This window comes from Methanosarcina baltica, from assembly GCF_055394095.1.
In genome coordinates this window covers 1,893,508-1,918,602 of the sequence record NZ_AP042463.1, presented here as the reverse complement: position 1 = coordinate 1,918,602, position 25,095 = coordinate 1,893,508, and the positions used below count along the sequence as shown (strand labels likewise).

Sequence of the window (25,095 nt, the reverse complement as noted above, 5' to 3'; positions counted from 1 at the left end):
CATCAGAAATCGAACCTGCCCGTGCCGGGAGAAAAATAGAATTTTGAAGTACTTGAAGCAGCCCCAAAAAGCCGGTTTTTGCTTCAAAAATTTTGATACAATTTATCTAATACAGAGCAAAAAAAAATTTCTGTCAATTAGGTTTTATATCTTATTAACAAAGGTTACACCTATAACAATGAGGGTGCTGCACCTGAAAAACGCTATCATAGCGACATATCCCAGCTTTGAAAAGCCCCCTGAAACGGGGAATATGAAGCACCCCCATTCCTGATTTAAAATCCTACGATTTTAGAAATGTTTTGGCTTCCTGCCTTGAAACATTTTACAGCAAAACCCGGGATTGCAAAATCAAATTATTCAAAATTTATTACTAAAAAGGAAGACCAATTATGAGCGATTTTACTATGAAAACGAGGCTCTTAGCCGCACTTAAAGGCGAAGCTGTTGACAAAGTCCCTGTTTGCTCCGTTACCCAGACAGGAATTGTGGAACTCATGGATGTAGTGGATGCGGCCTGGCCCGAGTCTCACTCCGACGCCGAACTTATGGCAAAGCTTGCAATTGCAAACCACGAGCTCAGCGGGCTTGAAGCTGTCAGGGTCCCTTATTGTCTGACAGTGCTTGCAGAAGCCATGAACTGTGAAATCAACATGGGAACTAAGAACAGACAGCCTTCCGTCACCGAGCATCCCTACCCAAAGAGCCTGGACGGTATCGCAATGCCCGAAGCTCTTATTGAAACCGGCAGGATTCCTGTGGTACTCGAAGCAATCAAAATCATAAGGGAAAAGGTCGGCCCGGACGTACCCATCATCGGCGGAATGGAAGGCCCGGTCACCCTCGCCTCCGATCTTTGCAGTGTGAAGTCCTTCATGAAGTGGTCCATCAAGAAACCTGATATGTTCGAGCAGATCCTGGACTTCGCAACCGAAGCTACAATCGTTTACGCAAACGCAATGGTCAAAGCAGGCGCAGATGTCATTTCCATTGCCGACCCCGTGGCCTCCCCTGACCTCATGAGCCCGAACTGCTTCAAGGAGTTCCTCCAGCCAAGGCTTCAGAAGTTCTCTGAAAATGTGGACTCCATAACTGTCCTCCATATTTGTGGAAACGTTAACTTGATCCTGGACTACATGGCCAACTGCGGTTTCGAAGGACTCAGCGTTGAAGAGAAAATCGGCAACGTAAAAGCAGCAAAGGAAGTCCTCGGAGACAGAGCAAGGCTCGTCGGAAACGTTTCCAGTCCTTTCACCCTCCTCCCCGGCCCTGTTGACAAGATCAAGGCAGAGTCAAAGGTAGCCCTTGAAGCAGGCATTGACGTGCTTGCTCCAGGCTGTGGAATTGCTCCCATGACCCCCCTCGAGAACATCAAGGCAATGGTCGAAGCAAGAAACGAATACTACGCCTGAAAAGGCAACAAAAACATTTTTTTATTTTTTTTAAGGCAAAACGGGGCAGGCCCTACAGACCTACAAGATCTCTGCCCCGGCTTTTTTGCCATTTATATTTTGTATTTCTTTTCGGGTAGGGAACCCTCTTTGAATTTGAACGATCAGGCAGAACTCATATAAGGCCAGTTATATGAGACTGATTACCCGGACCAATAATTAATAAGTTCAAATCGACCAATAATTAATAACTTCAAATTATGTGTGGCTGCTTACCTGCGCCAAGACTCATTATATTCAAAATAAATTTAAAATTAATTTAAAAAAAATAAGGACTCATAGAAGAAAATATTTCACTGGCTGTTTCTAAAGGAGGTTAAAATATGAGAACAGGAGTTGCAATCGATTTTGGGACCAGTGGCTTTCGGGCCCAGAAAATTGACCTTGAAAACGGAGAGATCCGGAAAACTGTAATCACACTTAGAAACCCCCTTCCAGGCGCGAACGTAATGGACCACCTGGACTTTGCTATAAACTACGGACTTGAAAAGGCTCACGACCTGGTCGTGGCCGCGGTGAAAAATATCTTCAAGGAACTCGGAGTTTCAGCCGGGGAAATGGAAAAAATGGCAATCTGCGGAAACCCCATACAGCTTTCCATTTTCCAGCAAATCCCCATAGAGGACCTGGCCTACGCAGGCGAGCGAAAAAAGCAGAAGTACCATATTGAGGAACAGGACAGAAACGCGCGAATTATCCCTCTGTTGGAAATCCGGGGTTTTGAGGAATACGAAAACTGCCAGCTCCTTGTGCCTCCCGCAATCAAGCACGAAGTGGGAGCCGATGCCCTTGCCCTGATCGTTGAGTCGGGAATGCTTGAAAAAGATGAGATTTCGATTGCAACGGACTACGGGACAAATGCCGAGATGGCTCTGAAGGCAAACGGCGTAATCTATACGGGATCAGCTGCCGCGGGGCCTGCGCTCGAAGGTCAGGAAATCGAATGCGGGTCCATTGCGTCCCCTCTGACCATCTGTGACGTGGAGTTCGAAGGGGAGAAACTGCGCTGCTATGTGCTCGATCAGGAAATGACGATCGTCAAAGGAGATCTCGTTAACCCGAAAACCGGAGACGTGATTGAAAAGGAAGAAATCCACGCAAAAGGCATCACAGGGACCGGAGTTATCGCCCTTATCGAGGCCGGGATGAGAAACAAGCTGATAACCCTCCCGAAAATCCTGACCCCTGATAAGGAAATTCACCTTCAGGACGGACTAAAGTTCACGGAAAAAGACCTCATGGAAGCCGGAAGGGCCATTGGGGCCATCCGGGCCGGACACATTACCCTCTGCGCCGAAGCTGGAATAGAGATGGAAGACCTCAGGGTCGCCCATATGTCCGGGGCTGCCGGGACTTACATGGACGCCGCAAAAGCCCACCAGATCGGGATGATTCCCTATAACATCGGTTATGTTACCCAGATAGGAAACACCTCTCTGATTGTTGCGCGGGAGATTTTGCTTTCGGAAGAGAGGCTCTGGGAACTGCAGGAAATAGCAAAGGAAATTGTGGGAACCCACGTTATGTTTGCAACCTCTGAAGCTTTCAAGGAAGCTTACATGCTTGAACTTGCCTACTGGAACGAGGGCATGGCGTTCAAGATGCTCAAGAAGTTCCTGAAAAAGAAAAAACTTCCCCAGATCGATGAACCTTCCTCTATCCTTAAGATTGACCGCAGGGTCGAACGGGATATCCCGGAACTTGGAAAAGAAGGCCTGCAAGTGCTTGAAAAGGTCGGGACATGCCTGAGCATGTTTATTGAGGATTGTGATGAGTGTCATAAATGTGTTGAAGCTTGCCCGAACGGAGCCCTTTCCATGGAAGAAGCAAAGGTCGCCCGGATCAGAACAGACCTTTGTGACGGGGCCAACTGTCAGCGCTGTCTGCACGCCTGTCCCGGAGACCTGTTTAAGTGGGAAAACCTGGAAGTTTCTGAGAACTGAGTTTAACTTTTCCCGGCGAAAAGAAGGGGGACCACTCCCCCCCAACCTCGACAACCGGAGGCTGGCAGGTGGGAATATTTCCCACTCTAAGCCCACAAAAAAAGCTCATTGGAAGAAAAAACAATACTGGAAAAAACAGAGCATTTCATATCTTAAAAAATGGTAAATGGAGGAAAAAAATGCAAGTAATCGTAGTGGGGGGCTTTCTCGGTAGCGGGAAAACCACCACCATTATCAATATGGGGAAATACTGTGCCAATCTCGGGAAGAAAGTTGCAATTATTGTCAACGAGATAGGAGAGATCGGAATCGATGGGGATGTGATCGATAAATACGGTTTCGACAGCAAGGAGATAACCAATGGCTGTATTTGCTGCACTCTTAAAGTGAGTCTCAAGACAACAGTGACCCTTCTCGCAAAGGAATACAAACCCGACATCCTGCTAATAGAACCAACAGGAATTGCTTTTCCTAACGTCATAAAAGAAGATATCAAACTTATGGACCTGGAGGATTGCTTAAGTGTTTCCCCTCTCGTAACCCTGATAGACGGGAGCCGCTTCAAGCATCTTATGAAAGAGGTAAAAAATTTTGCCATGAGGCAGATCATAGACGCCGAGATCCTGGGGGTCAACAAGGTAGACCTGGTCGAAAAGATCCGAATTCCTATCCTGGAAGCTTCCGTACAGCAGCTTAACCCGAAAGCCACGGTAATCCAGCTTTCAGGAAGAGATATGGACGAAAGGTTCGAAAACCTGATGAAAATGTTGCTCCCCGAACTTGCGGAGGAAAAACCAGAGTCAGCAACCGAAGAAAAAGTAAGAGAAGAGAAGACCCCTGAAACAGAGAAAGCAAAAGCCGGGGAAACAGAAGCATTGATCCCTCCAGCAAAACCTGAAAGTTCCATAGAGTCCTCCGGTGTCGGGAGCTACGCTACGGAATTTACGGTGGAAAAGGAAGGAATCAGTACAGAACTTACAGGTGAGCTCACGTCCGAACTTATGGGCACCATAAAGGGAAAGGTCCTGGTCCTCAACCCGGAGTTCATCGGCCACATCAAACTCTTTCTGGACAACGGGACCGAAACCGTAAAGCAAAGCGTCACCATCTACTCCGAAGACCCCCAGGAAGAAATCATCAAATCAAAGCCCGGGGCAGTGCCGGTTCTCAAGGTCCTCTCCGCAGTCTCAAATGTCAAGAAAGAAATGCTTGTCGACGCTGTAAACAGTTCCGTGCAGGAAGTCTTCAGCAAGCGAAACATCAATATCCGAAAGGTCGAACACAAACACGAACACCATAAACATGAAAAACATGAACATGAAAATCGTGAACAAAAAAAAGAGTAAGTTTTGAGCTAGAAATTCTTATGGTTATTACTTAACTTTTTCATTACTTTTCTCTATTTTTCTTCATTCTCCTCTACTTTGCTCATTTTCTGCAAGCTGAATGGTATTTGGCTCTTCCCTATTTTTGTGGTCAAGATCAGTTTCAATTCAAGACCATATCTGTTTTTGTGAGGATTAAGGAATGAGTCAAATATATTATCAAGTATTTTTGTTTACCATTTCTTAACCACGGAAAAGCACAGAAAGACACGGAAACCGGCCTGATGGCCGGTGAGTACTTTGGATATTTATATAATTTGATTCAAAAACAACTCTGGATCCTTGAAAGCGGACTAAAAAACGCCAGAGCAACCTTCATTGCCGTCTTCCTGCATTCTTTTTCCGTGTTTTTCCGTGTCTTCCGTGGTTTGAATGCACACACCAAACACCCCCTTACACAAAAACACAACATGTATGAGTATGAAGCAACTCCCAAAATAAAACATGAAGTTATATTTTCACCATTCCGTAACATATGAAACTTGATGAGACAGCAGATTTTTGAAAATGAACTCAATGCAACGAACTTTTTTAATGAATCGATTTTTGATCTCCCGGGTTTCGCTCGATATCACAGAAAAAGCGATATCACAGAAAAAGCGATATCACAGAAAAAGGGTATTTTCCAGGACTTGCATGTAATCACAACAGTCCGGGAGCCGTTTTCAACCGGTCACTTTCTGAAGGAGGGACTGCGGCAGATCCTCCCCCGAGCCGCAGGAGATAGCCTGAAAGCTCGGGCAGTCCGGAAGCTGTCCGACAAACTGCCCTCCTGAGGGGGGACTCATTAACCCAGAAGTCCATTCACGGGAGCACGGGGCAAAACCTTAATATAGGTTAAAAATGACGCAGGTTGCCGGATAAAAAAATTAACTTTTGAAAAAATGGGATGTCGTTTTGATATCACTAACTCTAAGAAAGCAGACCCCGATGATAAATAACATCTTAGATATATAAATTAATTTATAAATGTCGTTTCCGAGCAATGCCTTAATAAAATCCGTAACGCAGATGTTCACAAAAACCTGAAACGGGTTAAAAAAAGGCCGGAGCCACTCCCCCACATAAACAGAAAAATAAAATCGGCCCGAAACTTGCAAAACGCCTTTTCACATTTAGGAAGTTTTTGAGAAATTATCTGGCTGGTCGGAAAAAGGGAAAATTTCCGAAGAAATATCATATTTACTTTAACGCACCAGGAGATAAGCCTTCAAAGTCAGGTTTATTTCGCCGGATGGTCCCCATAAAAAAACAGATATACTTGATATGGGTCTAAATTTAAGCGGAAAACATTTTATAAAAATTCAAATGGCTAACAATTGGAACCCATAAGGGAAACAATCGAGTAATAATTTTTAGCCTTATTGATTAGATCACGCCCTCTAAAAAAAACACTCTTTTTTATAAAAACAGGTAACTGGAAATTTGCCAGGGATATAATAAAATTATAGTGCCTGAAAAATTAGCATCGGTTAAGGTATATTTCATCAAATCAAACTTATTTTTGCAAATGCATCCCCGAATATCCAGGAGTTTTCAGGTGGCGTTCTGTCAACTCCCAAGAATGAGGGAAGCGGCCCCGACGACAGCCGGGTTACAGGAAAACAGGTCAGATCCAATCCCTTGTGTATGAGATGAAAACCCATCCGGGAAAACGGCAAACCTGAACTGTAAACTCGCGGTCTAAAAACGACATCCCCACGGGGATGGGAGCCCCCTGTATATACACCATTGCCCTGGTCACACGAAAAGTACCGGAATCAAAAATGGCAGTGGTTAAAATACCCCTCGCAATGAGAAGACGAAATCTCAAACATTGAATTCGTCCCATTGTCGCATTTCGGAGGATATCCGAAAAACAGGATATCTGTTTTGTGTTTTGTAAAATGGAGGTTAAAATATGTTGGAACTGAAACAGGAAGATATCGATGGCATATTAATTCGCTACAACGTCTCCCTCGAAAAGGAGATGACTCCCGATGAAGCCGCAGAAGAGCTTTATCCTAAAGATGAACTGATCTACCCTATTGCAAAGGCAATCTATGAGGGAGAAGAAGACGACGTAATTGACGGAGTCAAAGCCGCAATCGCAGCCGGCAAAAATCCTATTGCCCTTATCAATGATGCCCTTATGGTGGGAATGGGTGTTGTATCCCAGCTCTACGATGAAGGTGTCATTTTCCTCCCCAATGTCATGATGTCCGCGGACGCCATGCTTGATGGAATTGAATACTGTAAAAACCAGACTGACGAAATACCCGAACCCAAGGGAACAGTCGTCTGCCACGTCGCAGAAGGCGATGTCCACGACATCGGTAAGAACATTGTTGCTGCCCTCTTAAGAGCAAATGGCTTCGATGTAATCGACCTCGGAAGAGACTGCCCAGTTGATGAAGTCATCGAGGCTGTCGAGAAAGGAAAACCAATAATGGTCACAGGAACTGCACTCATGACCACCACCATGTATGCCTTCAAGGAAGTCAACGATAAGCTTCTCGAGAAAGGTATCAAGGTACCATTCGCCTGTGGTGGCGGAGCAGTTAACCAGGACTTCGTATCCCAATATGACCTTGGAATATACGGAGAAGAAGCCGCAGATGCCCCCAAGATTGCCGAATTCATCCTTGCAAACGGGGATGAAATTGGGAAATTAAGAGAGGAATTCCACAAACATTAAGGAGGGAGCAAAAATGGTACAAAAATACACTTCAATGGCTTACGCCAGTGCAGACGAACTTGTATTCGGTAAAGCAAAATTCCCTGTGAAAGCAGGACTGGGCCTTGAGATCGGAGCAGGATACGTAACTCCTGAAATCAACTATGCCCCCAGGCCCCAGGCAGGCAAATCCAAAGAAAAACTCATAAAGGAATACGAGAGGATCACCACTGACTCAATGCAGAGAATGGTCCAGATCGGTGCCCCTTCCGTCGTGCTCGAAACCGAACACGTCGAACAGATGACCAACAACCCCTCCTGGGGAGGCGAAGTTGCCCACGCCCAGAAGACCATTATGGAAGAGTACCACGATGAATACGGCATCAAGTGTGCACTCCGTCACACCCCTGGAGATATCCGTGAAGAGCGTGACTTCCTGAAACTCAGAGGAGACAAGTACGACCTCCTTATGGAATCCTTCGAGCAGATTGCCCAGAACGGAGCAGACCTCCTGGCACTTGAGAGTATGGGTGGTAAGGAAGTCTTCGATTATTCTATCCTGAGAAACGACACCGCAGGTATCCTCTTCGGAATCGGTGTGCTTGGTTCCATGGACATGGAAATGGTCTGGACCGGCATCTCTGACATCGCCAAGAAGAACAATGTTATCGCAAGTGGAGACACCGACTGTGCCCAGGCAAACACCGCAATGTTCATCGGAGGCGGACTTCTGGACAAGAACCTGTCCCACACCATTGCAGTCGTCGCAAGAGCAATTTCCGCACCCAGGTCCCTCTGTGCATACGAAGCCGGAGCAACCGGTCCAGGTAAGGACTGCGGATACGAAAACCCGGTCATCAAGGCCATTACCGGAATGCCAATGGCTCAAGAAGGTAAGACCTCCACATGTGCTCACTCCGATGTCATGGGAAACCTGATCATGCAGTGCTGTGACATGTGGTCCAACGAATCCGTTGAGTACCATGGAGAATTCGGTGGAACCAGTGTCCAGTGCTGGGGAGAATCCCTGGCCTATGACTGTTCCCTCATGAACGTTGCCCTGAAGACAGGCAAGGAAAAGGACCTGAGAGACCTCTTTGTACTCTCTGACAAGTACAGAGACCCCCAGGGCTATGTCCTCGCCTACGACAACGCTTACAGAGTCGGACAGGCAATCGTCAAAGACGGAACAGACAACTACCTCCGTAGCAAGAACGCTGCAGTCGAATGCTGCACGATCCTCGACGAAGGTATCGCCGAAGGCAAGCTCAAACTCACAAGGTTCGAGTCCAAAGCCCTTGCAAAGGTCCAGGCAGACCTTGCAGCCCTCCCAGACGACAGTGACCAGTTCATGAGCGACTGCTTGACCAGGTTCAAAGAAGAAATTGCTGTTTTCCGTCCGGAAAACTACGGGCTTTAAACCCCCCAACTTCTTTTTTTTGATTTTTAAACACCCCGGGGATACGATAAAACATGACACAGGAAAACGGAGTAACTACCGAAATTCTCGACAAGACCGCAAATCCAGCCCCTCTCGGGTTTACAGGCCTCGGCCTGTCAGCGATCTTGTTGAGCCTGAGCTACATAGGAGTATATCCCGTGGGTTCCATGATTGTCTCCATGGCAATTTTTCTGGGCGGGTTCGCTCAGGTCTTTGCAGGAGTCATGGCCTGGAAAAAAGGCGATATTTTTGGAGGCACAGCATTTTCAGCATTCGGACTTTTCTGGTTCTCCCTTGCAGGACTTATTGTAATGCCTGCGATGGGACTGGTTGAGACTCCATCTGCAAATGCTATGGCGGCATACCTCTTCACATGGGGTATATACACCTTTGTTTTGCTAGTGGTCACAATGAAAATCGGAGTCAGGGCGATTCAATTCGTATTTGCTACATTGTGTACCCTCTTTATGCTTCTGGCCGTTGTAAACGTAACCGGAAGCGCAGGGCTGCTTACAGTGGCCGGGTTTGTAGGACTTATTATGGGCCTCGGAGCCCTCTATACCGCCCTTTCAATGATATTGAATGAAATCCACGGCAAAACAGTTGTTCCACTCTGAGATTAATCGGAACCCAACAAAAACCAAAAAAAATAAATTCCAAAATCCTAAAAAACGAAAAACGAAAACACAGGCATAATCCCTGTGTTTTCAAATTATCCGCTTTATTCAAATTATCTAATTTTACTCAAATTATCCAATTTACTCAAATTATCCGATTTACTCAAATTATCCGATTTACTCAAATTATCTGATTCCAGATTCTTTGAGAATCTTTGATATGTTTCCTCCAAAAATCACGGGTTTTTGGAAGTTTTTGCCATTGACTTCCAAAACCCGAATTATCCCCTTTTCAAGAAAAAATAATTCAGGCATCTGGCATTGATCCAGCTGGAAACTTCCCTGGGCCCTTCCACGGTGATTCCTTAAGATCTGAAATCCCTTAATCTGAAACCGCACTGAGCCCTCAAAAACCAAAGGTAACTTTCGGACGCTGGAGCACCTGCAATGAAACCGGACGAGCGCTTAAAAAGAGCCACCCGCACGACATACACAGGACTGATCTTAAATCTGGTTCTTACGGCTTTCAAGTTATTCGCAGGGATCTTCGGGAACAGTGCGGCGATGCTTGCAGATGCCATTCATTCTTTTTCCGATTTCATCACTGATTTTGTGGTGATACTGGGTTTTCGGATTGCCAGCAAACCGGAAGATAGGACCCATAACTACGGCCATGGAAAAGTAGAGACCCTGTGCACGGTCTTTGTGGCCCTGGTACTTTTTGTAGCTGGAGTCCAGACCCTATCCTGGGGGGGAGGAAGGCTAATGCTAATGCTGAACGGGCAGGCCCTGAAGCCCCCCGGAGAAATTGCCCTCTTTGCAGCCATCCTTTCAATCGTCTCGAAAGAGGCCCTCTACCGCTATACCCGAAAAGCCGCTCTGGAACTCAAAAGTGACGCTTTGCTTGCAAACGCCTGGCACCACAGGACGGACGCCCTTTCCTCGGGCTGTGCAGCACTTGGGATAGGAATCGCGATCCTGTTTGGCGGGAAATGGGTTTCAGCAGACCCGCTTATGGCGATGGTCTTAAGCTTTGTCATCTTCGAGACTGCATCAAAAATATTTTATAGAAGCCTCAATGAACTGATTGAAGCCTCTCTTGATGAAGAAAGTAACAGAACCATCGAAAAAATAATCATAGCTACGAAAGGAGTTATAAAATTACACGGGCTTAAGACCCGAAAAATCGGAAGCAGTATCTCAGTTGAGGCCTGTATTAAAGTGGACGGTATCCTGAACATCCGGGAAGCGGACAGGATCTCAGAACATGTGGAAAAACGCCTTAAAGAAGCCTTTGGAGAAGAAAGTTACATCCTCATAAAAGCCGAACCCGTTTCAGGACTACCACCCGTTTCAGAACTACCACCCATTCCAGGAATTAAGAATCCTGGATTCGACAATCCGGAGATTAGCATCTCAGGACTTAAGAACTCAAAGGTTAACGGTTCAGGAATTACCGGAAAAGAGAAAAACCCGGATTACCAGAAATCCCTTTCTGAGGAAAAGTCGTCTTCAAATGGTTTAACTGAAGTATTAAAATGGAAAATGTGATTATAAATAGCAGTATATTAAAATGAGAATAAATAAATAAATAAATAAATAAATAAATAAATAAATAAATAAATAAATAATGAGAATAGATACAATTGAATAATTATACAGAGAGGTTTTTTCAAAAATGCAGTACAGTTTGGGCATAGACGCAGGCGGCACCTACACGGACGCCGTAATCATAAGGGACTCGGACGGAGAAGTGCTTGCGGCCAGCAAGGCCCTGACAACCTACCCTGACCCTCTGGATGGAATGAAAAACGCAATTGATAAGCTTGATAAAACCCTGCTCAAAGCCGTAAAACTCGTATCCCTATCCACCACTCTTTCGACAAACACCATCCTGGAAAACACAGGTTTTCCTGTGGGTCTGATCCTTGTTGGAGACTATGACACCTCAGGAGACCTGCCCACAAAGTACTGGGTTACGGTTGAAGGCGGGCATGATAGTAATGGAGAAGAACTCAAACCCCTGGACCTTGAATCAGTCAAAGCTTTTGCTCTGAAAGCAAAAGACAGGGTTTCGGCTTTTGCGGTCTCTTCTTATTTCAGTACCAGAAATCCGGAACATGAACTTGCGGTAAAGCAGGCCGTAATCGAACTTACCGGACATCCTGTGGTCTGTGGGCATGAACTCTCCCAGGACCTCGGGGCCTTTGAAAGGGCAATCACCGCTTTTTTAAACGCTCAGTTAATTCCTATTACCCATAAATTCGCAGGCTCCATAACCGAAGAATGTAAAAGCCGGGGTATTGAGGCAAATCTGCTCATGTTAAAGTGTGATGGCTCGGTCGTGGGAATTGAAGAAGCTCTTGAAAAACCGATCGAGACTATCTTTTCCGGCCCCGCCGCAAGCCTGGTCGGAGCCTCCCACCTGAGCAAGCGCGAGACCTGTGCCGTAATCGATATCGGTGGGACGAGCACGGACGTATCCATGATGCAGGCCGGGATTCCCGAACTCAGCAACGCAGGTGCGGTTGTGGGCGGCTGGCAGACCAGAGTAAGGGCGATTCGCATGGAGACCTCCGCTACAGGCGGAGACAGCCACGTCTGGGTCAAAAACGACAGGTTCAATGTGGGCCCGAAAAGGGTTATTCCTCTTTGCAGAGCATCCGCCCTCTACCCCGGATTCCTTGAAAAACTGAAGAAATCCCGGGTCTCCAGGAGCTACCTTTCCGAAAGTGTCCAGGCCACGAAGTTTTTCGTGCGGACGGGGTTTGAGCCCATCGAACTGAATAAACAGGAAAAGTTAATTTACAGGTATATAAAAGAAGAGCCGGTCTCTTTTGGAGACCTTCTGGAAAAACTGAAAAAACGTCCTTCTTCGATTGCTCTTGATTCCCTGGTCCAGAAACGACTTATCCAGGCAATAGGTTTCACCCCCACCGACGCCCTGCACGTCCTCGGAGAGTATGATGAATGGGACACCGAGGCCGCTCTTACAGGAGCATCCATTCTGGGAAAATTCCTGAAACAGGACCCTGTAGAGTTAAGTGCCGGAGTGAAGCAGCGGGTCGCAGGGAACATGGCCCTTGACCTTGTAGCTTATCTGGTGGAGGGAATGTCCCGGTCCGAGATAGAAAAGGTCCTTGCGGGGGGGCACTTTACAAAATTCGGGGTGGAACTGCCGGTTGTCCTTTTGGGCGGACCTGCCCGGGCCTACAAAGAAAGCCTGGAAAGGTTAATTGACGCGGAGTTCCTGGTCCCGGAGTATGCAGAAGTGGGCAACGCCGTGGGAGCACTTGTAGGAAAGGGCATCAAAAGAGTAGAGATCCTGATTAAAACAAAAGTGGTCCCTAAAACCAGGGAAAATGAGGAAAAGAAAGAACAGGGTGGAGCGAAGTTTTCCGAAAGCGAGATAATCGAAAATACCCTGCACCGGGAAATGAAACCCGAATTCATAGTCTTTTCCCCGGCCGGAAGAAAGAAATTCGATGTGCATGGAGAAGCCCTCGAATATGCGGAAAACCTGGGCAGGAAACAGGTCATGGAATACATGACCTGTGCCGGACTTAACAATGAAAACCTGAATGTGGAAATGAGCCGGAAAAACCTGGCTCCAAAAGGCTGGAACGGGCCACCTATGGAAACAAAACTCGTGTTTGTAGGGGTGGGAACTCCCAAACATTCCACAGTAAGAAAAAGGGTCTGATAAAGGACAAACAAATAGGAAATATTATAATACCAGAAGTATATAATATCAAAGAAGTCACCATTACCATTCTAAAAAACATTAATTTAACTACGAGCATTGGTTTCCCACGTTCCGAGCCCTTGCAGTAAATGCGGGTTTCGGAATCGAAACCGGAGAAACGGCCAGGTTTTGCAAAGTATTTTGCCAGGGAAGAGAAAAAGAAAGAATGCCCGGACATTCAAATACCGAATCCTCGTAACAATCGAATCAAAAAAGGCTCATATCTTTCAGAAAACAGAATCAACCGGAAAAACAAATTGAAATCAAAAAATCGAAATCAGGAAAATTCAACCTGATTAGAAATTTACTTAGAATTTACTTAGAATTTACTTAGAATTTACTTAGAATTTACTTAGAATTTACTTAGAATTTACTTAGAATTTACTTAGAATTCACCGAAAAATAACATCCCTTAATCGTAACTGAAAAAAGAGGCTGTTTTAATATGCAATATAGTCTGGGGATTGATGCAGGTGGGACCTATACCGACGTCGTGATATTAAGGGATTCGGATAGCAAGATTCTTGACTTAAGCAAAGCGCTTACCACCTATCCGGACCTGATGACCGGAATCAAAAACGCAATAGATAAACTGAATCCGGATTATCTTAAAAAAGTAAAACTGGTGTCCGTGTCCACCACCCTGTCAACAAATACCATTCTGGAAAGAACAGGATACCCCGTAGGTCTGATCTTTGTCGGCCCCTGTACCGTCCCTAAAGATTTGCCCGCAGAGTACATAGCTACGGTAAGCGGAGGACATGACAGTACCGGAGAAGAACTCGAAAATCTGGACATCAATGCGGTAGAACAGTTTGCTCTTTCCCTGAAAAAGAAAGTTTCCGCATTTGCCGTGTCTTCATACTTCAGCACCCGGAACCCGGAGCATGAACTTCAGGTTAAAAAGACACTTATTAAACTCACAGGTTGCCCTGTTGTCTGCGGGCATGAACTATCCCAGGAACTCGGGGCCGGGGAAAGGGCGGTCACCGCAATTCTCAACGCTCAGTTGATTCCCATAACCTATCAGTTCATCCATTCAGTAGTCTCCGAGCTTAAGAAAAGGGAGCTCGATGCAAAGATCCTTATGTTAAAGTGTGACGGCTCCGTGATCGACATAAAAGGAGCGAAGCTGCGGCCCATTGAGACCATTTTTTCCGGGCCCGCAGCAAGTCTTGTGGGAGCCTCCCACCTTTCAGGATATGATACCTGTGCTGTGATTGATGTGGGAGGGACGAGTACTGACGTGGCCATAATAAGGAATGGAAAACCCGAACTCTGTGAAAAAGGTGCCGTTGTCGGGAACTGGCAAACCCGGGTAAAGGCAATCAAAATGGAAACCACGGCAACGGGCGGGGACAGCCATATCTGGTTCAAAAAGACCATACATATGGGCCCAAGAAGGGTTATGCCCCTCTGTATAGCTGCGGTAAAATACCACACCTTCAAGGAAAAGCTAAAAAAGAACCCTGTGCCCCTGAGGACCATGCTGAGTGAGTACATCCAGCCCACCGTTTTCTTTGTAAAAACAGGGCAGACTCCCATTGACTCAAATGAAAACGAGGAAAAACTGCTGGACGTTCTGGAAGACGAGCCCCTGTCCATACAGGAAATCCTGAAAAAATTAAAGAGGATTCCCTCTCCTGCAACTCTGGACTCACTTATACAGAAAAGGGCAATTCAGAACATAGGATTTACTCCCACCGATGCCCTGCACGTTCTTGGGGACTATAAGGAATGGGACGCTGAGGCTTCCCTTATAGGAGCCAATAAGCTTGCCCGCTTCACCCACTTCGATGCCCGGAAGTTCTGTAGCCATGTGAAACATGAGGTTGCCAAAAACATTGTTTACAGCCTTATGTCCTTTATTCTGGAAGGCAGGGGCCAGGACGGCATAAAAAAGATGCTTGAGGGAAAAATCCCCGTCCAGTATAAGGTTGATATCCCGATTGTCCTCTTAGGGGGGCCGGTAAAAGCTTACTATTACGAAATAAAAGGAATGATCGATGCTAAGATCGTGGTTCCCGAATACGCCAGTGTGGGCAATGCCGTGGGGGCCCTTATGAGCAAAGGGATCAAACGGGTAGAGATCCTGATCAGGCCCGAGTCCATGGAAAACCCGGACCGGAACTTTCTGGTATTTTTCCCGGCAGGCAGGAAGAAGTTTGAAGATTACAGGGTTGCCATGGAATATGCCCACAAAATAGGAAGGGAACTGGTTATGGGAGCACTGAAGAGTTTTGGCCTCCCGGACGACGCGATAAAGGTCAAAAGCAGTATCGAATACCTCACCCCCCCTGACTGGAAACACATCCCGATGGAGACAAAACTGACCCTGGTTGGGGTCTGTGTCCCGGATTATCCGGAAGAGGAGGCTTTAAAATAATAAGGGAATTTGCCGGAACTCTTAAAAAAAGGAAGTCAATAACCCCCCACTAAAGTGGGAGGCTTGTTTCGGCAAGCCTTGGTTGACCAGCCTAAGTCTTAATTGACTACGTTGGATAAGTCATGATACCTACAAATGCTTCCTCAGTTTGCAGTTCTATCGTGTAGTATTAAAAGTCCTGAGAGCTAGGGACGGTGTGCTACGCATGACAAGCATATTCAACATTGGCGAGGGGAGATAGTTTAAAAAACTACGTTACCTGCTACGAGAACTTGTTTCAAAAGCAGAGTGGAGAAATCCAAACGTGGAACGGAATGCCTTGAAAGTTGACGGCATTCCTTCCACGACTAAAGTCGCAGGCATCCTGCCTGAGGAATCGTGAAAGGAATATGGAATCTTCCCTGATTGACCTCGTCTTCAGATCTGAAAAAAGAAAATGTCTGCTTTTATTACTGGACAGCGGACCAAAGAATATTGAAGAAATAAAGGATAAAATAGACGTTACCGCAACCTCCATTCTCCCCCAAATTAAGAAACTTATAGACAGTGACCTGGTTGTCCAGGAAGACCGGATGTATAGACTTTCAGTCCTGGGAGAATTCATAATCAAGAACATAAAACCTCTTGTAAATGCACTTAATGTGGTGGAACAGCACAACGTGTACTGGACAGGACATGACCTGAACTCTATTCCCAGGCACCTTCTCGAAAGGATTTCGGAACTAGGGGACTGCATCCTGGTCGAGCCGGACCTGAACCATGTCTATGAACCCTCTCCGAAAATCATAGAGAGCATGGCAGACTCTAAAAAGGTAGTTACTTTTGCTTCGTATTTTAACCCGGCTTACCTGCCCCTCTATGTAGAAATGGGCAGAAAGGACGCCGAACTATCCATTAATTTCACGCAATCGGTCTGGGACCACCTCTCAAGTGAACATTCCGAAATGGTAAAGGAAATCCTGAACATGGAAAACGTAAGCCTCTTTGTTTCCAGGGAAGGGAATAAAATTACGGAAATTACGGTAACGGATAAAATCATGCTCCTTGGTCTCTTTGACAAAAAAGGAAAGTTTGACCAGCAATTCATAATGAGTTTCGAACCTGCGGCCCTGCGCTGGGGCAGAGAGCTGTTCGACTATTCCAAGAGCCTGGCTAAACAGGTGACCAAAGTCTAAGGAATTGGTATATAATAAATTGAATAATAACATAAGTATAAGAATGTCGAGCCTTATATAATATAAAAAAAGTGGCAAATTAACAAACTTATCATCCATGATAGGCCTTTTAAATTAAAAATCCCAGTAGAATAACTCCCAACGAAACTGCGATGAAAAAAGATGAACCCCACAACGATTTTTGAACTAAAAATTGGCCCTGGTAACGGGTGCTATTCCGGAAAACTTTCCCCAGAAATTCCACGTTCTAAGAAGAAAGGTAGAAACTGAGAAAAGAAAAAATACAGGAAATTAAAAGCAGGTTCCCCGAGTAAAAAAAATGGCAACCAGAGATTGCTTTCAGTCTCCGGATCTTTTTTCAGTCTCCGGAAGTGGCCGGCCTTTAAAATAAGGAAACCAGAAAATATTGCTGTTATCTTCCTTTCACTCCTGAAAACCCGGAAAAGTAAAGCTGTACAAACTGCCGTAAACAGGCTTATTGTATAGAAAGATAGAAAATTGACATCAAAAGGGAAGGAGGATCTGAATGGAAAACTCATTAATTGACGTTCTCTTTCTTTCGGAAAAAAGGAAAAGTCTTCTCCTGCTTCTCCTTGAGGGCCCAAAGAATATTGAAGAGATCAAAAGCATCCTCAATGTCAGGTCAAGCCCTATAATGACTCAGATAAAAATTTTGATGAAGCATGACCTGGTAATTGAAAACAACCGGCTCTACAGATTATCCAGCATCGGGGAGATTCTGGTCCCCAAAATGAAGACCACCCTTGAAACTTTCAATGTCCTGGATAAAAATCATGGATACTGGGTAAACCAGGAAATGACCTCAATACCATCTGCACACCTGGACAGAATAGGGTGTCTTGGAAACTACATAGAAGTTAATCCGGACAGGAACCACGTATTTGAATACCCCAGGGAACTGGTCAACTATCTATCAGAATCAGAAACAGTGATGATATCCTCATCCTTTTTCCTGCCCATCATCCCTTCTCTCTGCATAGAACTTGCCGCCAAAGGTACGGAAATTGCTCTTGTAATCACGGAATACGTCTATGACCGGCTATATAATGACTACAAAAAAGAACTTGAACATTTCCTGAACCTGAAATACACAGAGCTCTATGTCTGCAACAACAATAACATGAAGATAGCCTCAAGTATCGCAACGGAAAAGTTTATGGCAATATCTCTTTTCTGTAACAGTGGCGTCTACTACAACCATAACCTTGTCAGTTTTGATGACAGTGCCAAAAAGTGGGGAAGGGAACTTTTCGAGCACTACAAAAATCTTGCAAGGCCGATTAACAAGATCTGAAAGCAAAAGCCTTTGCTTTCTTCAGCATAACGGCCTCGGAAGCGGTTATTATTTTACGGTAACTGTCAGGTTCATTTCCGGAACTTCCTCAACGGTAAAAAAATAAGTTCCCGCTTCAGTGAAAGTATACTCGAATGGAACTCTATAAGAAAGTTCCTCGGCAGGGAAAAGCCCATCTTCGCTTATGAGCACAAAATTGCCCTGCCTTTTCTGGCTCCACCAGGAAACCGTATCCCCTCTGGGGATCTCAAGGGAAGGAGGCGTCATTTTGTTATAGTATTCCAGTCGGACCATGTGCTCTTCACCCTCGCCTACCAAAACTTCCGGTTGATTATCTTCATTTTCTCCTTCTAGGCCCTGCTCAGATGAGGAAGAAAGCTCGGAGTTTTCCTGTACAGAAGAATCTTCCTTTTCCGCACAACCCGCAAGAAGTACGGAAATAATCACAAAAAGAAGTGCCAGATATTTTAGTTTCATAGAAAAAAGCTCCATATTAACTTTATTCTTAAGTTATCCCCAAATTCTTTATAAATTTTGTTATCAGCCACTATCAGAATCTTCTTAATCCCACTTTTCCAGTTCCTTTCCAACCCTTTCAGTCCAGGTCCGGACGATGTCCATTATCAGGCCTTTGGTTTCAGGTTTCGAACGCCCCCTGTAAATAAACACGTAACCGCCCCCGTCAAGGTTCTGCTGGATCCGCCGCAGGACCTCTTTATCATATAGTTTCTTTACCGAACGCTGGACAGTGGAAATATCAAGATCGAGGGCCTGAGAAAGTGAGTCAGTGCTCATACCCACCCCCTGATTGTTTAAAAAGTACTTCAGGACATTGAGATCAGCCCTTGTAAGGTTCAGGGCACATTTGATCACGTCTTCAAGTTTGAACTCCTTACATGCGAAATCGATCATCTTACCTCAGCAGGGGGTCCCCATCCTCGACAGTTCCGGCTTTGCCGGAACTGGCAGGTGGGGGAGGAATGCGTTCAAACATTCACCGCCTGGATTAAAGTTGTAGTTCTCGCACAGAGGCGAATACAGTTTTTCTTTACATTGACACTGTTTGATATCACATTGCCAAATATATCTTGAATGGCAAAGAAGCCGGTGGCTCTTTTTCCCTTCACAAACCCTTCCCCTTTAACTGTTTTTACACGGTCAAATTTTCTAATTCCATATATTTTACCGGTTGGAATCTTCTTTTCTGATCTAGCACCTTTTGTCTGTTGGAAGTCCCCGGATGAAACGTGTTTTTTATGGTAAACCGTATTATCCAGCTTTACCGTTTGCCCGTCCTCGCAGCAGATGGCAACAGCATCATTATAGTGAGTTTTAGGGAGCTTTAAAAACTGTTCTCTTTTGAATTTTGTTTGATATCCTAAATTTTCCTCAAACTCCCAGTCTGACTTTTTAAGCTGGCTTTTGATAATTCCCATGTCGGTTGCATGTTTGGTTTTTGATTGCTTTTTCTTTAAGTCAAACTCTCCGGCATGGAGGGCCTGGTGGCAGGTTCGGCATAAGGTAATCAGGTTTTCCGGAGTGTCGGGGCCTCCATCTGTCCTGAAAACGATGTGGTGACACTGTAAATGCTTATCCTTTGATTTACCTTTGCAGTGCTGGCATGTGTACCCGTCCCGGTCCAGTACGAAAGCCCTGGCGTTGTAGGCATCCTTCAGTGGACCTTCCTGATACTCAATACCTGAAACTTCCGGATTCGTTATTTTGTGAATGTCAAAGGAAGCCGTTTCGACCTTCCACTTTGTAACCGGTAAGATGGATTCCACAAAGTTCTTTTCTCTGATGTGAGATTCCAGCTTACTTCTTATTGAAGGAGCCAGCCTTCCTTCTCTCCTCGAAGCTGCCCTATTATTGAACCTTGTGGGCCTGTACCGGGTTTTCCGGCCTCTCCGGTTTCTTCGGTACATTCTCCTTTGATCCATCTTTTTAGAAACATCCTGCCTTAATTGAACTTCTGATTGATAGAGTACTTTTCCGTTAGCAATGGCCGCACAGCCAACAACTTTCGAGCCCGAGTCTATGCCTGCTATCACGGGCTGAGTGTACCCACTACTTCCGAAAAGCATTTTAATCGTAAATGGTGTAGTTCTCAAAACCTTTGCCTTACCTTCCCTCAAAAGTTTTCTGGCCTTTGAAGGTTTACAGGGCATTAGTGGTTTTCCGTTCTGGTTTTTTATGTAAACTAACATAGAGTTTACCTCCATTTTTTGGAGTTATGCGTATTGGGGGCTGTGGAGTCAACCCACCAAATCCAGCTTCCTCTCGATCTGATACTGAAAGGTTTGTATGATGCAAGCACTGTCCCTACCTCTCAGGACTGTTTAACCAGCATCCTTAGAGCCTGAAACTGAGGCGGCATTCCAGGGTAACTATAATATTCTTTCGTATCGGCTGCCAGTATTACAAAGCTCCTTACTGGCGATCTGGTCAACCAGGGACTTGCCGAAACAAGCCCCTTCCTCAAAAACCTGAGCCGTTAGGCGAAGGTTTTAGGTGGGGGTAGTTGACTGCGCTACCTCGAAACTATTACAGTACTGATATTTGTTCGCGTTAGTATATAAAGAATGATGGGGCCGGAAAAATAGAAAAAACGGGAAAACGGGAAAACGGGAAAAAAAGAGACATAAAGAACGTCGGAGATATACTACTTAAGGTTGCCATAGAGTTTTTTCGTCCACTTCTCCAAAATAAGGTTAATAGTCCGCTTGAGCTCGCGCAGCGAGCGAAACGGACCCCGTGCTCCCGAAACGGAACTCGGGAAGGGCAACTCACATCCCGAGCGCTGTCTGTGTAATGGTATCCTCGATTTCTCCTCTCAGTTCTTCAGGAATGCCCCTGATCCCGACGTCCAGGAACCCGCGCACGATCATTCCCACGGCTTCGTCTTCGGAGAGGCCCCGGGCCATGAGGTATTCGACCTGGTCCTGAGCGATCTTTCCGACGGCCGCTTCATGGGTCAGTTCGATGTCGTCCACGTTGGCCTCAAGGATCGGGATGGCTCTTTGCGAACCGGTATCACTCAGGACAAGCCCCCGGCATTCCAGGTGTCCTTTTGCGCCTTTCGCGTTTCCTATCATCTCGCCTCTGGCAATTATCTTTCCGCCAGTGGTGATCGTCCTTGAGATGAGTTCGGCCCTTGTCCCGGGGGCGTTGAATATAGCCCGGCTCCCGAGGTCCAGTTCCGAGCCCGGGTGAGCTATTGCGATGGTGCTGAGCCTTGTAACCGCACCTTTCCCCTCAAGCAGGACCGTGGGGTAGGTCTGGATTGAACGAACAGGTTTCAGGCAGATATAGTTGCTAATAAAAGTCCCGCCTTCTTCCACATGGATGACCGTTCTTGGCCTGACCCCGATATTTTTGTCCCAGTTGTGGATCATTGTAAAATTCAGGGTAGCGCCTTTTTTGACGTACATCTCGGAAATCCCTAGGTGGAGCCCCTCTTCAACTCCTTTTTTGGTTGCACAGCCCGTGATGATGTCAAGTTCGGCCCCTTCCTCGACCAGCACGATATTGTGCACGGTCTGCGAAACCTTTTTGCTGCCCAGCAGGAGGCAGGTCTGAATGGGAAAAGCCGCCTTTTTCCCGGCCAGGGCCCGGACAAAGTAGCCGTCCGCATTCTCAAGATAGCTTTTTGCGGTGTACTTGTCCGTGTCCACGGGCACGAGCTTCCAGGAGTAGTCCTTTAACCACTCATGCTTTTCCAGGGCCTTTTGCGTGGACATGAGTTCCAGGCTTTCGTCCCGGAGAGATGTATGGGAGATGGTGTTATCCGTCATTATGAGGCTTCCGACCCGGTCCTTTTCGTCCGGCACGATGCCTACATGCAGAAGGGTCTGCCTGCTCTCTTCATCGAGCTTGCGGAGGTCTTTGATGGGCTCCGAAACCTTCGGGGCTTCGAACTTTTCAAGATCAAAGTCCTCCCCGTACTGCGCACTTTTTCGGAGAGCCTTTTCAGCCCGCTTTTTCAGGTTTAGCTCTTCAGTTTGCATTTGATACACTCCTCATAGCCTCTTTTTTTGATATCGCCCAGCATTTCAATGGGATTGCCCGAGCACATTACCGTACCGTTGCAGAGGATGTAAGCCTGATCTGCCTGCACGTATTCCAGGACCTGACCGGTATGGGTGATGATGAGGGCGGATTTCCCTTTTTTATAGCGCTCCCCTGCACACTCAATTCCCACACTGAGCATTCCTTTGATCATGGCCCCGACCTGCTCGATGCTCACCAGATCCACCCCGGACTCGGGTTCGTCCAGAAGGTAGAAGTCCGGATCCTGGGAGGCGAGCTGCAGGAGTTCGGAGCGTTTGATCTCCCCTCCGGAAAAGCCCACGTTCACGTCCCTGTCCAGAAAACGCCCCATGTCAAGGTCTTCGGCAAGGACCTCGGGGTCTACCTTTTCTCCGGAAACCGCCCTAACGAGTTCACGCAGCCTGACCCCTGACATATCAGGAGGCCTCTGCATCATAATCCCTATTCCTTTCCGGGCCCTTTCGTCCACCGATAGTTCCGTGATGTCCTCACCCTTAAAGAGGATCCTTCCCGAGACCACCTTATAGCCGCTAAAGCCCATAATCGTCCGCATCAGTGCGGATTTTCCCGCCCCGTTCGGGCCGAAAAGGACATTCGTGTGCCCTTTGCCGACCTCAAGGTTGACGTCATGGAGCAGGATTTTTCCTGCAACCTCAACTGTAAGGTTTTCTATTTTCAGCATCTTTGATTCCCCACGGACTGGTTGTCCTGCATCTTATTCCATACTTACAAATTTAGTGTCAAATTAAGTGTTATAAATTGGAAGAGTGTTCGAACGCCTTTTCTGTGATATTCTTTAGATGTTTTAATGAGTTTCAATATTTTGTATGTTAACGCTGTTAACAAGCAATATCCAGACCCTTATATTTAATAATGACGATCAAACCGAAATAATCCAGTTTCTATTTTACACTGAAAGTCCGGAAGATTGAGTAATGGAACTTAAACCCCCCCAGGCCTTTTGTTCCTCGAATTAAGAGTTCCCTGCAAATGGGGCCTCTGCATCCCCTCCAGAAGCTGGCCCTTCAAAGAGCACTATTTCATTTGACATGCATCCTATTTTATATCTCCTGCACAATGAAAAACATTCATTGATTCAAAAAACTGTGGGTTGTATGAGAAGAAAGTTAAACTCTTTTAGAAAAGAAAGGAAGAGAAAAAAGGGAAGAAGAGAAAAAAGGAAAGAAGAAACACTCAATCAAGCTTGATTTGCAACCCGGCCCCGATTTCCAGAAACGAATCCTGGAAACGTTCCCTGATTTCGACCTTATGAGTGGTGCAATGCCCTGCTGCAACGAGTTTGAGCCCTTCCAGCCTCTCAAACTCCGTGCTATCATGGAGTCCGCCGATGAGCCCTTTGACCTTTCCGAACCGTTCCGCAGCGTCCAGGATGGCTGAAAGGCCCGGGTGGGCACAGCCAGTCAGCACATAGAGCCCTTTTCCGGAATCCAGGACAAGAGACTGCTCTTTAATTTTATTTCCAAGCTCTCCGGTGCTGTAGACGCCGGGCAGGATTTCACAGGGCTCTTTTATCTCAACGAGTTTTGCCCTTTTTCGGATTTCCGCCTTAATGTTCCTGGAAAAAGACTCCGGCGCATAGACTGTAAGGTCCGGGTTTGCTTGAAGGATAGTGGGAAGCCCGCCTATGTGATCCCAGTGCTGGTGGGAAAGGACAAGTTTCCTGAAAGAAGTCGGGGAAACCCCGAGTTTTTTCATGTTTTCAAGCAAAAGACAGCCATCCCAGCCCGTATCAAAAAGCAGGGACTCTTTTTCGGTTTCGAGGAGGGCTGCAAAGCCCCAGCTCCCCCTGAGACCGGGTTTTGCCTCATTATCGTAGAGTATGGTTAGCTTCAACATATTTTACCCACAAAGTTTCGGAAATCTCAGAGTTCGGACATGGTACTGTAATCAATTACTGTTTTAATTGGGTCGGTAACGATTTCGACACCGGTTTCCTCAAGAGCGCAGATCCCGTTGATCCCTCCGACAACCGATACCCCAAATTTACCGACCTCCACCGGAGCCCCGAATAAGGGCTCTCCTACTTCTCCCGGAGGCAAACAGCCTGTTAACCCGGCTTTTTTGGCTTCATCAATAACCTTACAGGTCATTTCAAAAGCCGAGGAGTTAATCTGCCGCATGTTGGCAAGGATTTTACCCGTACCCTTATCAAGCACCTCGAGCACCGAAGTCGATTTCCTTTTCATGAAAATTTTAATGGGATCAATCGAGGTCCCGCTGTAGGAAATCAGGTCCATGAAACGGACAGGACTGTTGTTTTCTACCTGAAGAATCCCTCCATAAGCCGGTTCAACCGGGATTCCCGCCTTTAAAAAAAGCCCGTCAAAGGTCACACTGCAGACCGTTGCAATCCCGATTTTATCAGGGGGGAGGATAATTTCAGGGTACTCTTCCACTTCAAAGATTTTGACCCTCGGACTTATGGTCTGGCCTGCACTGGCCGCGTAAGAAAGCACCTCGACTACGGTTTCAAAATCGTCCTTATCAAAATAAGAGATGTTTGCCACCACATCTCCTTTGCGGGACTCAAGGTTAAAGGTGGTCCGGTACGCCATTTCCTCAATGCGAGAGATAACGAAACCAAAGCGGTCCCCGATAAGGGCATCGTTCATCTCACTTTCTCCGAGTTCGGTAAGCGTCCTTCCCGCATACCCGTGCTTGTGTGTGAACCCCCGCTCGTCCAGAATCCTGAGGTGATAGCGGACAGCCCGCTCCCCTATATCGTATCCGCGGTTGTTCAGTTCATCGGCTATGGCCCTGGCCCCTATGGGTTTATCACTCTCATAAATCACTCTCATGATTTCAATGAGTTTTCGCTCGATTTGCGGATCCATCATGTTTTACACCGTTATAAAATGTGGAAATATGAATATGAAGAAAGATAAATAGATTATATAAAGGTAAATAGAT

The 25,095-nt window shown here is 46.2% G+C and carries 20 protein-coding genes; 12 read left to right on the top strand and 8 right to left on the bottom strand.

Going from position 1 to position 25,095, the window contains the following annotated elements; all coding sequences use genetic code 11:
* Nucleotides 1-392: 392 nt before the first annotated feature.
* The 4 genes from mtaA to ACZ5QV_RS08290 all read left to right on the top strand — a co-directional run bounded on the left by mtaA (nucleotide 393) and on the right by ACZ5QV_RS08290 (nucleotide 5,258).
* The gene (gene mtaA, locus ACZ5QV_RS08305; RefSeq protein WP_464599381.1) at nucleotides 393-1,412 is read left to right on the top strand and encodes a methylcobamide:CoM methyltransferase MtaA; all 1,020 of its coding nucleotides are present in this window, start codon (nucleotides 393-395) and stop codon (nucleotides 1,410-1,412) included.
* Between the two features lie 362 nt (nucleotides 1,413-1,774).
* Nucleotides 1,775-3,394, top strand: a complete 1,620-nt coding sequence (locus ACZ5QV_RS08300) for a methylamine methyltransferase corrinoid protein reductive activase (protein WP_464599380.1) — start codon at nucleotides 1,775-1,777, stop codon at nucleotides 3,392-3,394.
* Nucleotides 3,395-3,573: 179 nt separating this feature from the next.
* On the top strand, nucleotides 3,574-4,740 hold the full coding sequence (locus ACZ5QV_RS08295; RefSeq protein ID WP_464599379.1) for a GTP-binding protein: 1,167 nt from the start codon (nucleotides 3,574-3,576) through the stop codon (nucleotides 4,738-4,740).
* A gap of 263 nt (nucleotides 4,741-5,003) precedes the next feature.
* Nucleotides 5,004-5,258 carry a hypothetical protein gene (locus ACZ5QV_RS08290; protein WP_464599378.1) on the top strand — a complete coding sequence of 85 codons (255 nt, stop codon included), beginning with the start codon at nucleotides 5,004-5,006 and terminating at the stop codon, nucleotides 5,256-5,258.
* A 163-nt stretch (nucleotides 5,259-5,421) separates the two neighbouring features.
* Here ACZ5QV_RS08290 and ACZ5QV_RS08285 read toward each other — a convergent pair whose 3' ends face one another.
* The gene (locus ACZ5QV_RS08285; protein WP_464599377.1) at nucleotides 5,422-5,583 is read right to left on the bottom strand and encodes a hypothetical protein; all 162 of its coding nucleotides are present in this window, start codon (nucleotides 5,581-5,583) and stop codon (nucleotides 5,422-5,424) included.
* Between the two features lie 1,096 nt (nucleotides 5,584-6,679).
* On the opposite strand from ACZ5QV_RS08285, the gene mtaC reads away from it, so the two are divergent.
* The 8 genes from mtaC to ACZ5QV_RS08245 all read left to right on the top strand — a co-directional run bounded on the left by mtaC (nucleotide 6,680) and on the right by ACZ5QV_RS08245 (nucleotide 18,114).
* On the top strand, nucleotides 6,680-7,456 hold the full coding sequence (mtaC, locus tag ACZ5QV_RS08280) for a methanol--corrinoid protein MtaC (protein ID WP_464599376.1): 777 nt from the start codon (nucleotides 6,680-6,682) through the stop codon (nucleotides 7,454-7,456).
* 13 nt (nucleotides 7,457-7,469) lie between these two features.
* Nucleotides 7,470-8,855 (top strand): methanol--corrinoid protein co-methyltransferase MtaB, encoded by a 1,386-nt coding sequence (gene mtaB, locus ACZ5QV_RS08275; RefSeq protein WP_464599375.1) that lies wholly within the window; start codon nucleotides 7,470-7,472, stop codon nucleotides 8,853-8,855.
* A 53-nt stretch (nucleotides 8,856-8,908) separates the two neighbouring features.
* Nucleotides 8,909-9,493: an acetate uptake transporter gene (locus tag ACZ5QV_RS08270; protein ID WP_464599374.1), complete on the top strand. Its 585-nt coding sequence runs from the start codon at nucleotides 8,909-8,911 to the stop codon at nucleotides 9,491-9,493.
* A 447-nt stretch (nucleotides 9,494-9,940) separates the two neighbouring features.
* Nucleotides 9,941-11,044: a cation diffusion facilitator family transporter gene (locus ACZ5QV_RS08265; RefSeq protein ID WP_464599373.1), complete on the top strand. Its 1,104-nt coding sequence runs from the start codon at nucleotides 9,941-9,943 to the stop codon at nucleotides 11,042-11,044.
* Between the two features lie 127 nt (nucleotides 11,045-11,171).
* Entirely contained in the window at nucleotides 11,172-13,196 is a 2,025-nt protein-coding gene (locus ACZ5QV_RS08260) for a hydantoinase/oxoprolinase N-terminal domain-containing protein (protein ID WP_464599372.1), read from the top strand.
* Nucleotides 13,197-13,683: 487 nt separating this feature from the next.
* Entirely contained in the window at nucleotides 13,684-15,624 is a 1,941-nt protein-coding gene (locus ACZ5QV_RS08255) for a hydantoinase/oxoprolinase N-terminal domain-containing protein (protein ID WP_464599371.1), read from the top strand.
* 389 nt (nucleotides 15,625-16,013) lie between these two features.
* On the top strand, nucleotides 16,014-16,799 hold the full coding sequence (locus ACZ5QV_RS08250; protein WP_464599370.1) for a helix-turn-helix transcriptional regulator: 786 nt from the start codon (nucleotides 16,014-16,016) through the stop codon (nucleotides 16,797-16,799).
* A 526-nt stretch (nucleotides 16,800-17,325) separates the two neighbouring features.
* The gene (locus ACZ5QV_RS08245) at nucleotides 17,326-18,114 is read left to right on the top strand and encodes a helix-turn-helix transcriptional regulator (RefSeq protein WP_464599369.1); all 789 of its coding nucleotides are present in this window, start codon (nucleotides 17,326-17,328) and stop codon (nucleotides 18,112-18,114) included.
* 48 nt (nucleotides 18,115-18,162) lie between these two features.
* Here the strand turns inward: ACZ5QV_RS08245 and ACZ5QV_RS08240 are convergent, their stop codons facing one another.
* From ACZ5QV_RS08240 to ACZ5QV_RS08210, 7 genes are all read right to left on the bottom strand, one after another.
* Nucleotides 18,163-18,591, bottom strand: coding sequence for a cupredoxin domain-containing protein (locus tag ACZ5QV_RS08240; protein ID WP_464599368.1), 429 nt, complete (start codon nucleotides 18,589-18,591; stop codon nucleotides 18,163-18,165).
* Nucleotides 18,592-18,675: 84 nt separating this feature from the next.
* Complete coding sequence (locus ACZ5QV_RS08235) at nucleotides 18,676-19,026, bottom strand: MarR family transcriptional regulator (RefSeq protein WP_464599367.1); 351 nt, start codon at nucleotides 19,024-19,026, stop codon at nucleotides 18,676-18,678.
* 74 nt (nucleotides 19,027-19,100) lie between these two features.
* Nucleotides 19,101-20,321 (bottom strand): RNA-guided endonuclease IscB, encoded by a 1,221-nt coding sequence (gene iscB, locus ACZ5QV_RS08230; RefSeq protein WP_464599366.1) that lies wholly within the window; start codon nucleotides 20,319-20,321, stop codon nucleotides 19,101-19,103.
* A gap of 579 nt (nucleotides 20,322-20,900) precedes the next feature.
* Nucleotides 20,901-22,121, bottom strand: a complete 1,221-nt coding sequence (locus tag ACZ5QV_RS08225; protein ID WP_464599365.1) for a SufB/SufD family protein — start codon at nucleotides 22,119-22,121, stop codon at nucleotides 20,901-20,903.
* Nucleotides 22,103-22,846: an ABC transporter ATP-binding protein gene (locus tag ACZ5QV_RS08220; protein WP_464599364.1), complete on the bottom strand. Its 744-nt coding sequence runs from the start codon at nucleotides 22,844-22,846 to the stop codon at nucleotides 22,103-22,105. Before ACZ5QV_RS08220 ends, ACZ5QV_RS08225 begins: the two co-directional genes overlap by 19 nt.
* A gap of 512 nt (nucleotides 22,847-23,358) precedes the next feature.
* Complete coding sequence (locus tag ACZ5QV_RS08215; protein WP_464599363.1) at nucleotides 23,359-24,021, bottom strand: MBL fold metallo-hydrolase; 663 nt, start codon at nucleotides 24,019-24,021, stop codon at nucleotides 23,359-23,361.
* 26 nt (nucleotides 24,022-24,047) lie between these two features.
* Complete coding sequence (locus ACZ5QV_RS08210; RefSeq protein ID WP_464599362.1) at nucleotides 24,048-25,022, bottom strand: DUF128 domain-containing protein; 975 nt, start codon at nucleotides 25,020-25,022, stop codon at nucleotides 24,048-24,050.
* Nucleotides 25,023-25,095 lie beyond the last annotated feature (73 nt).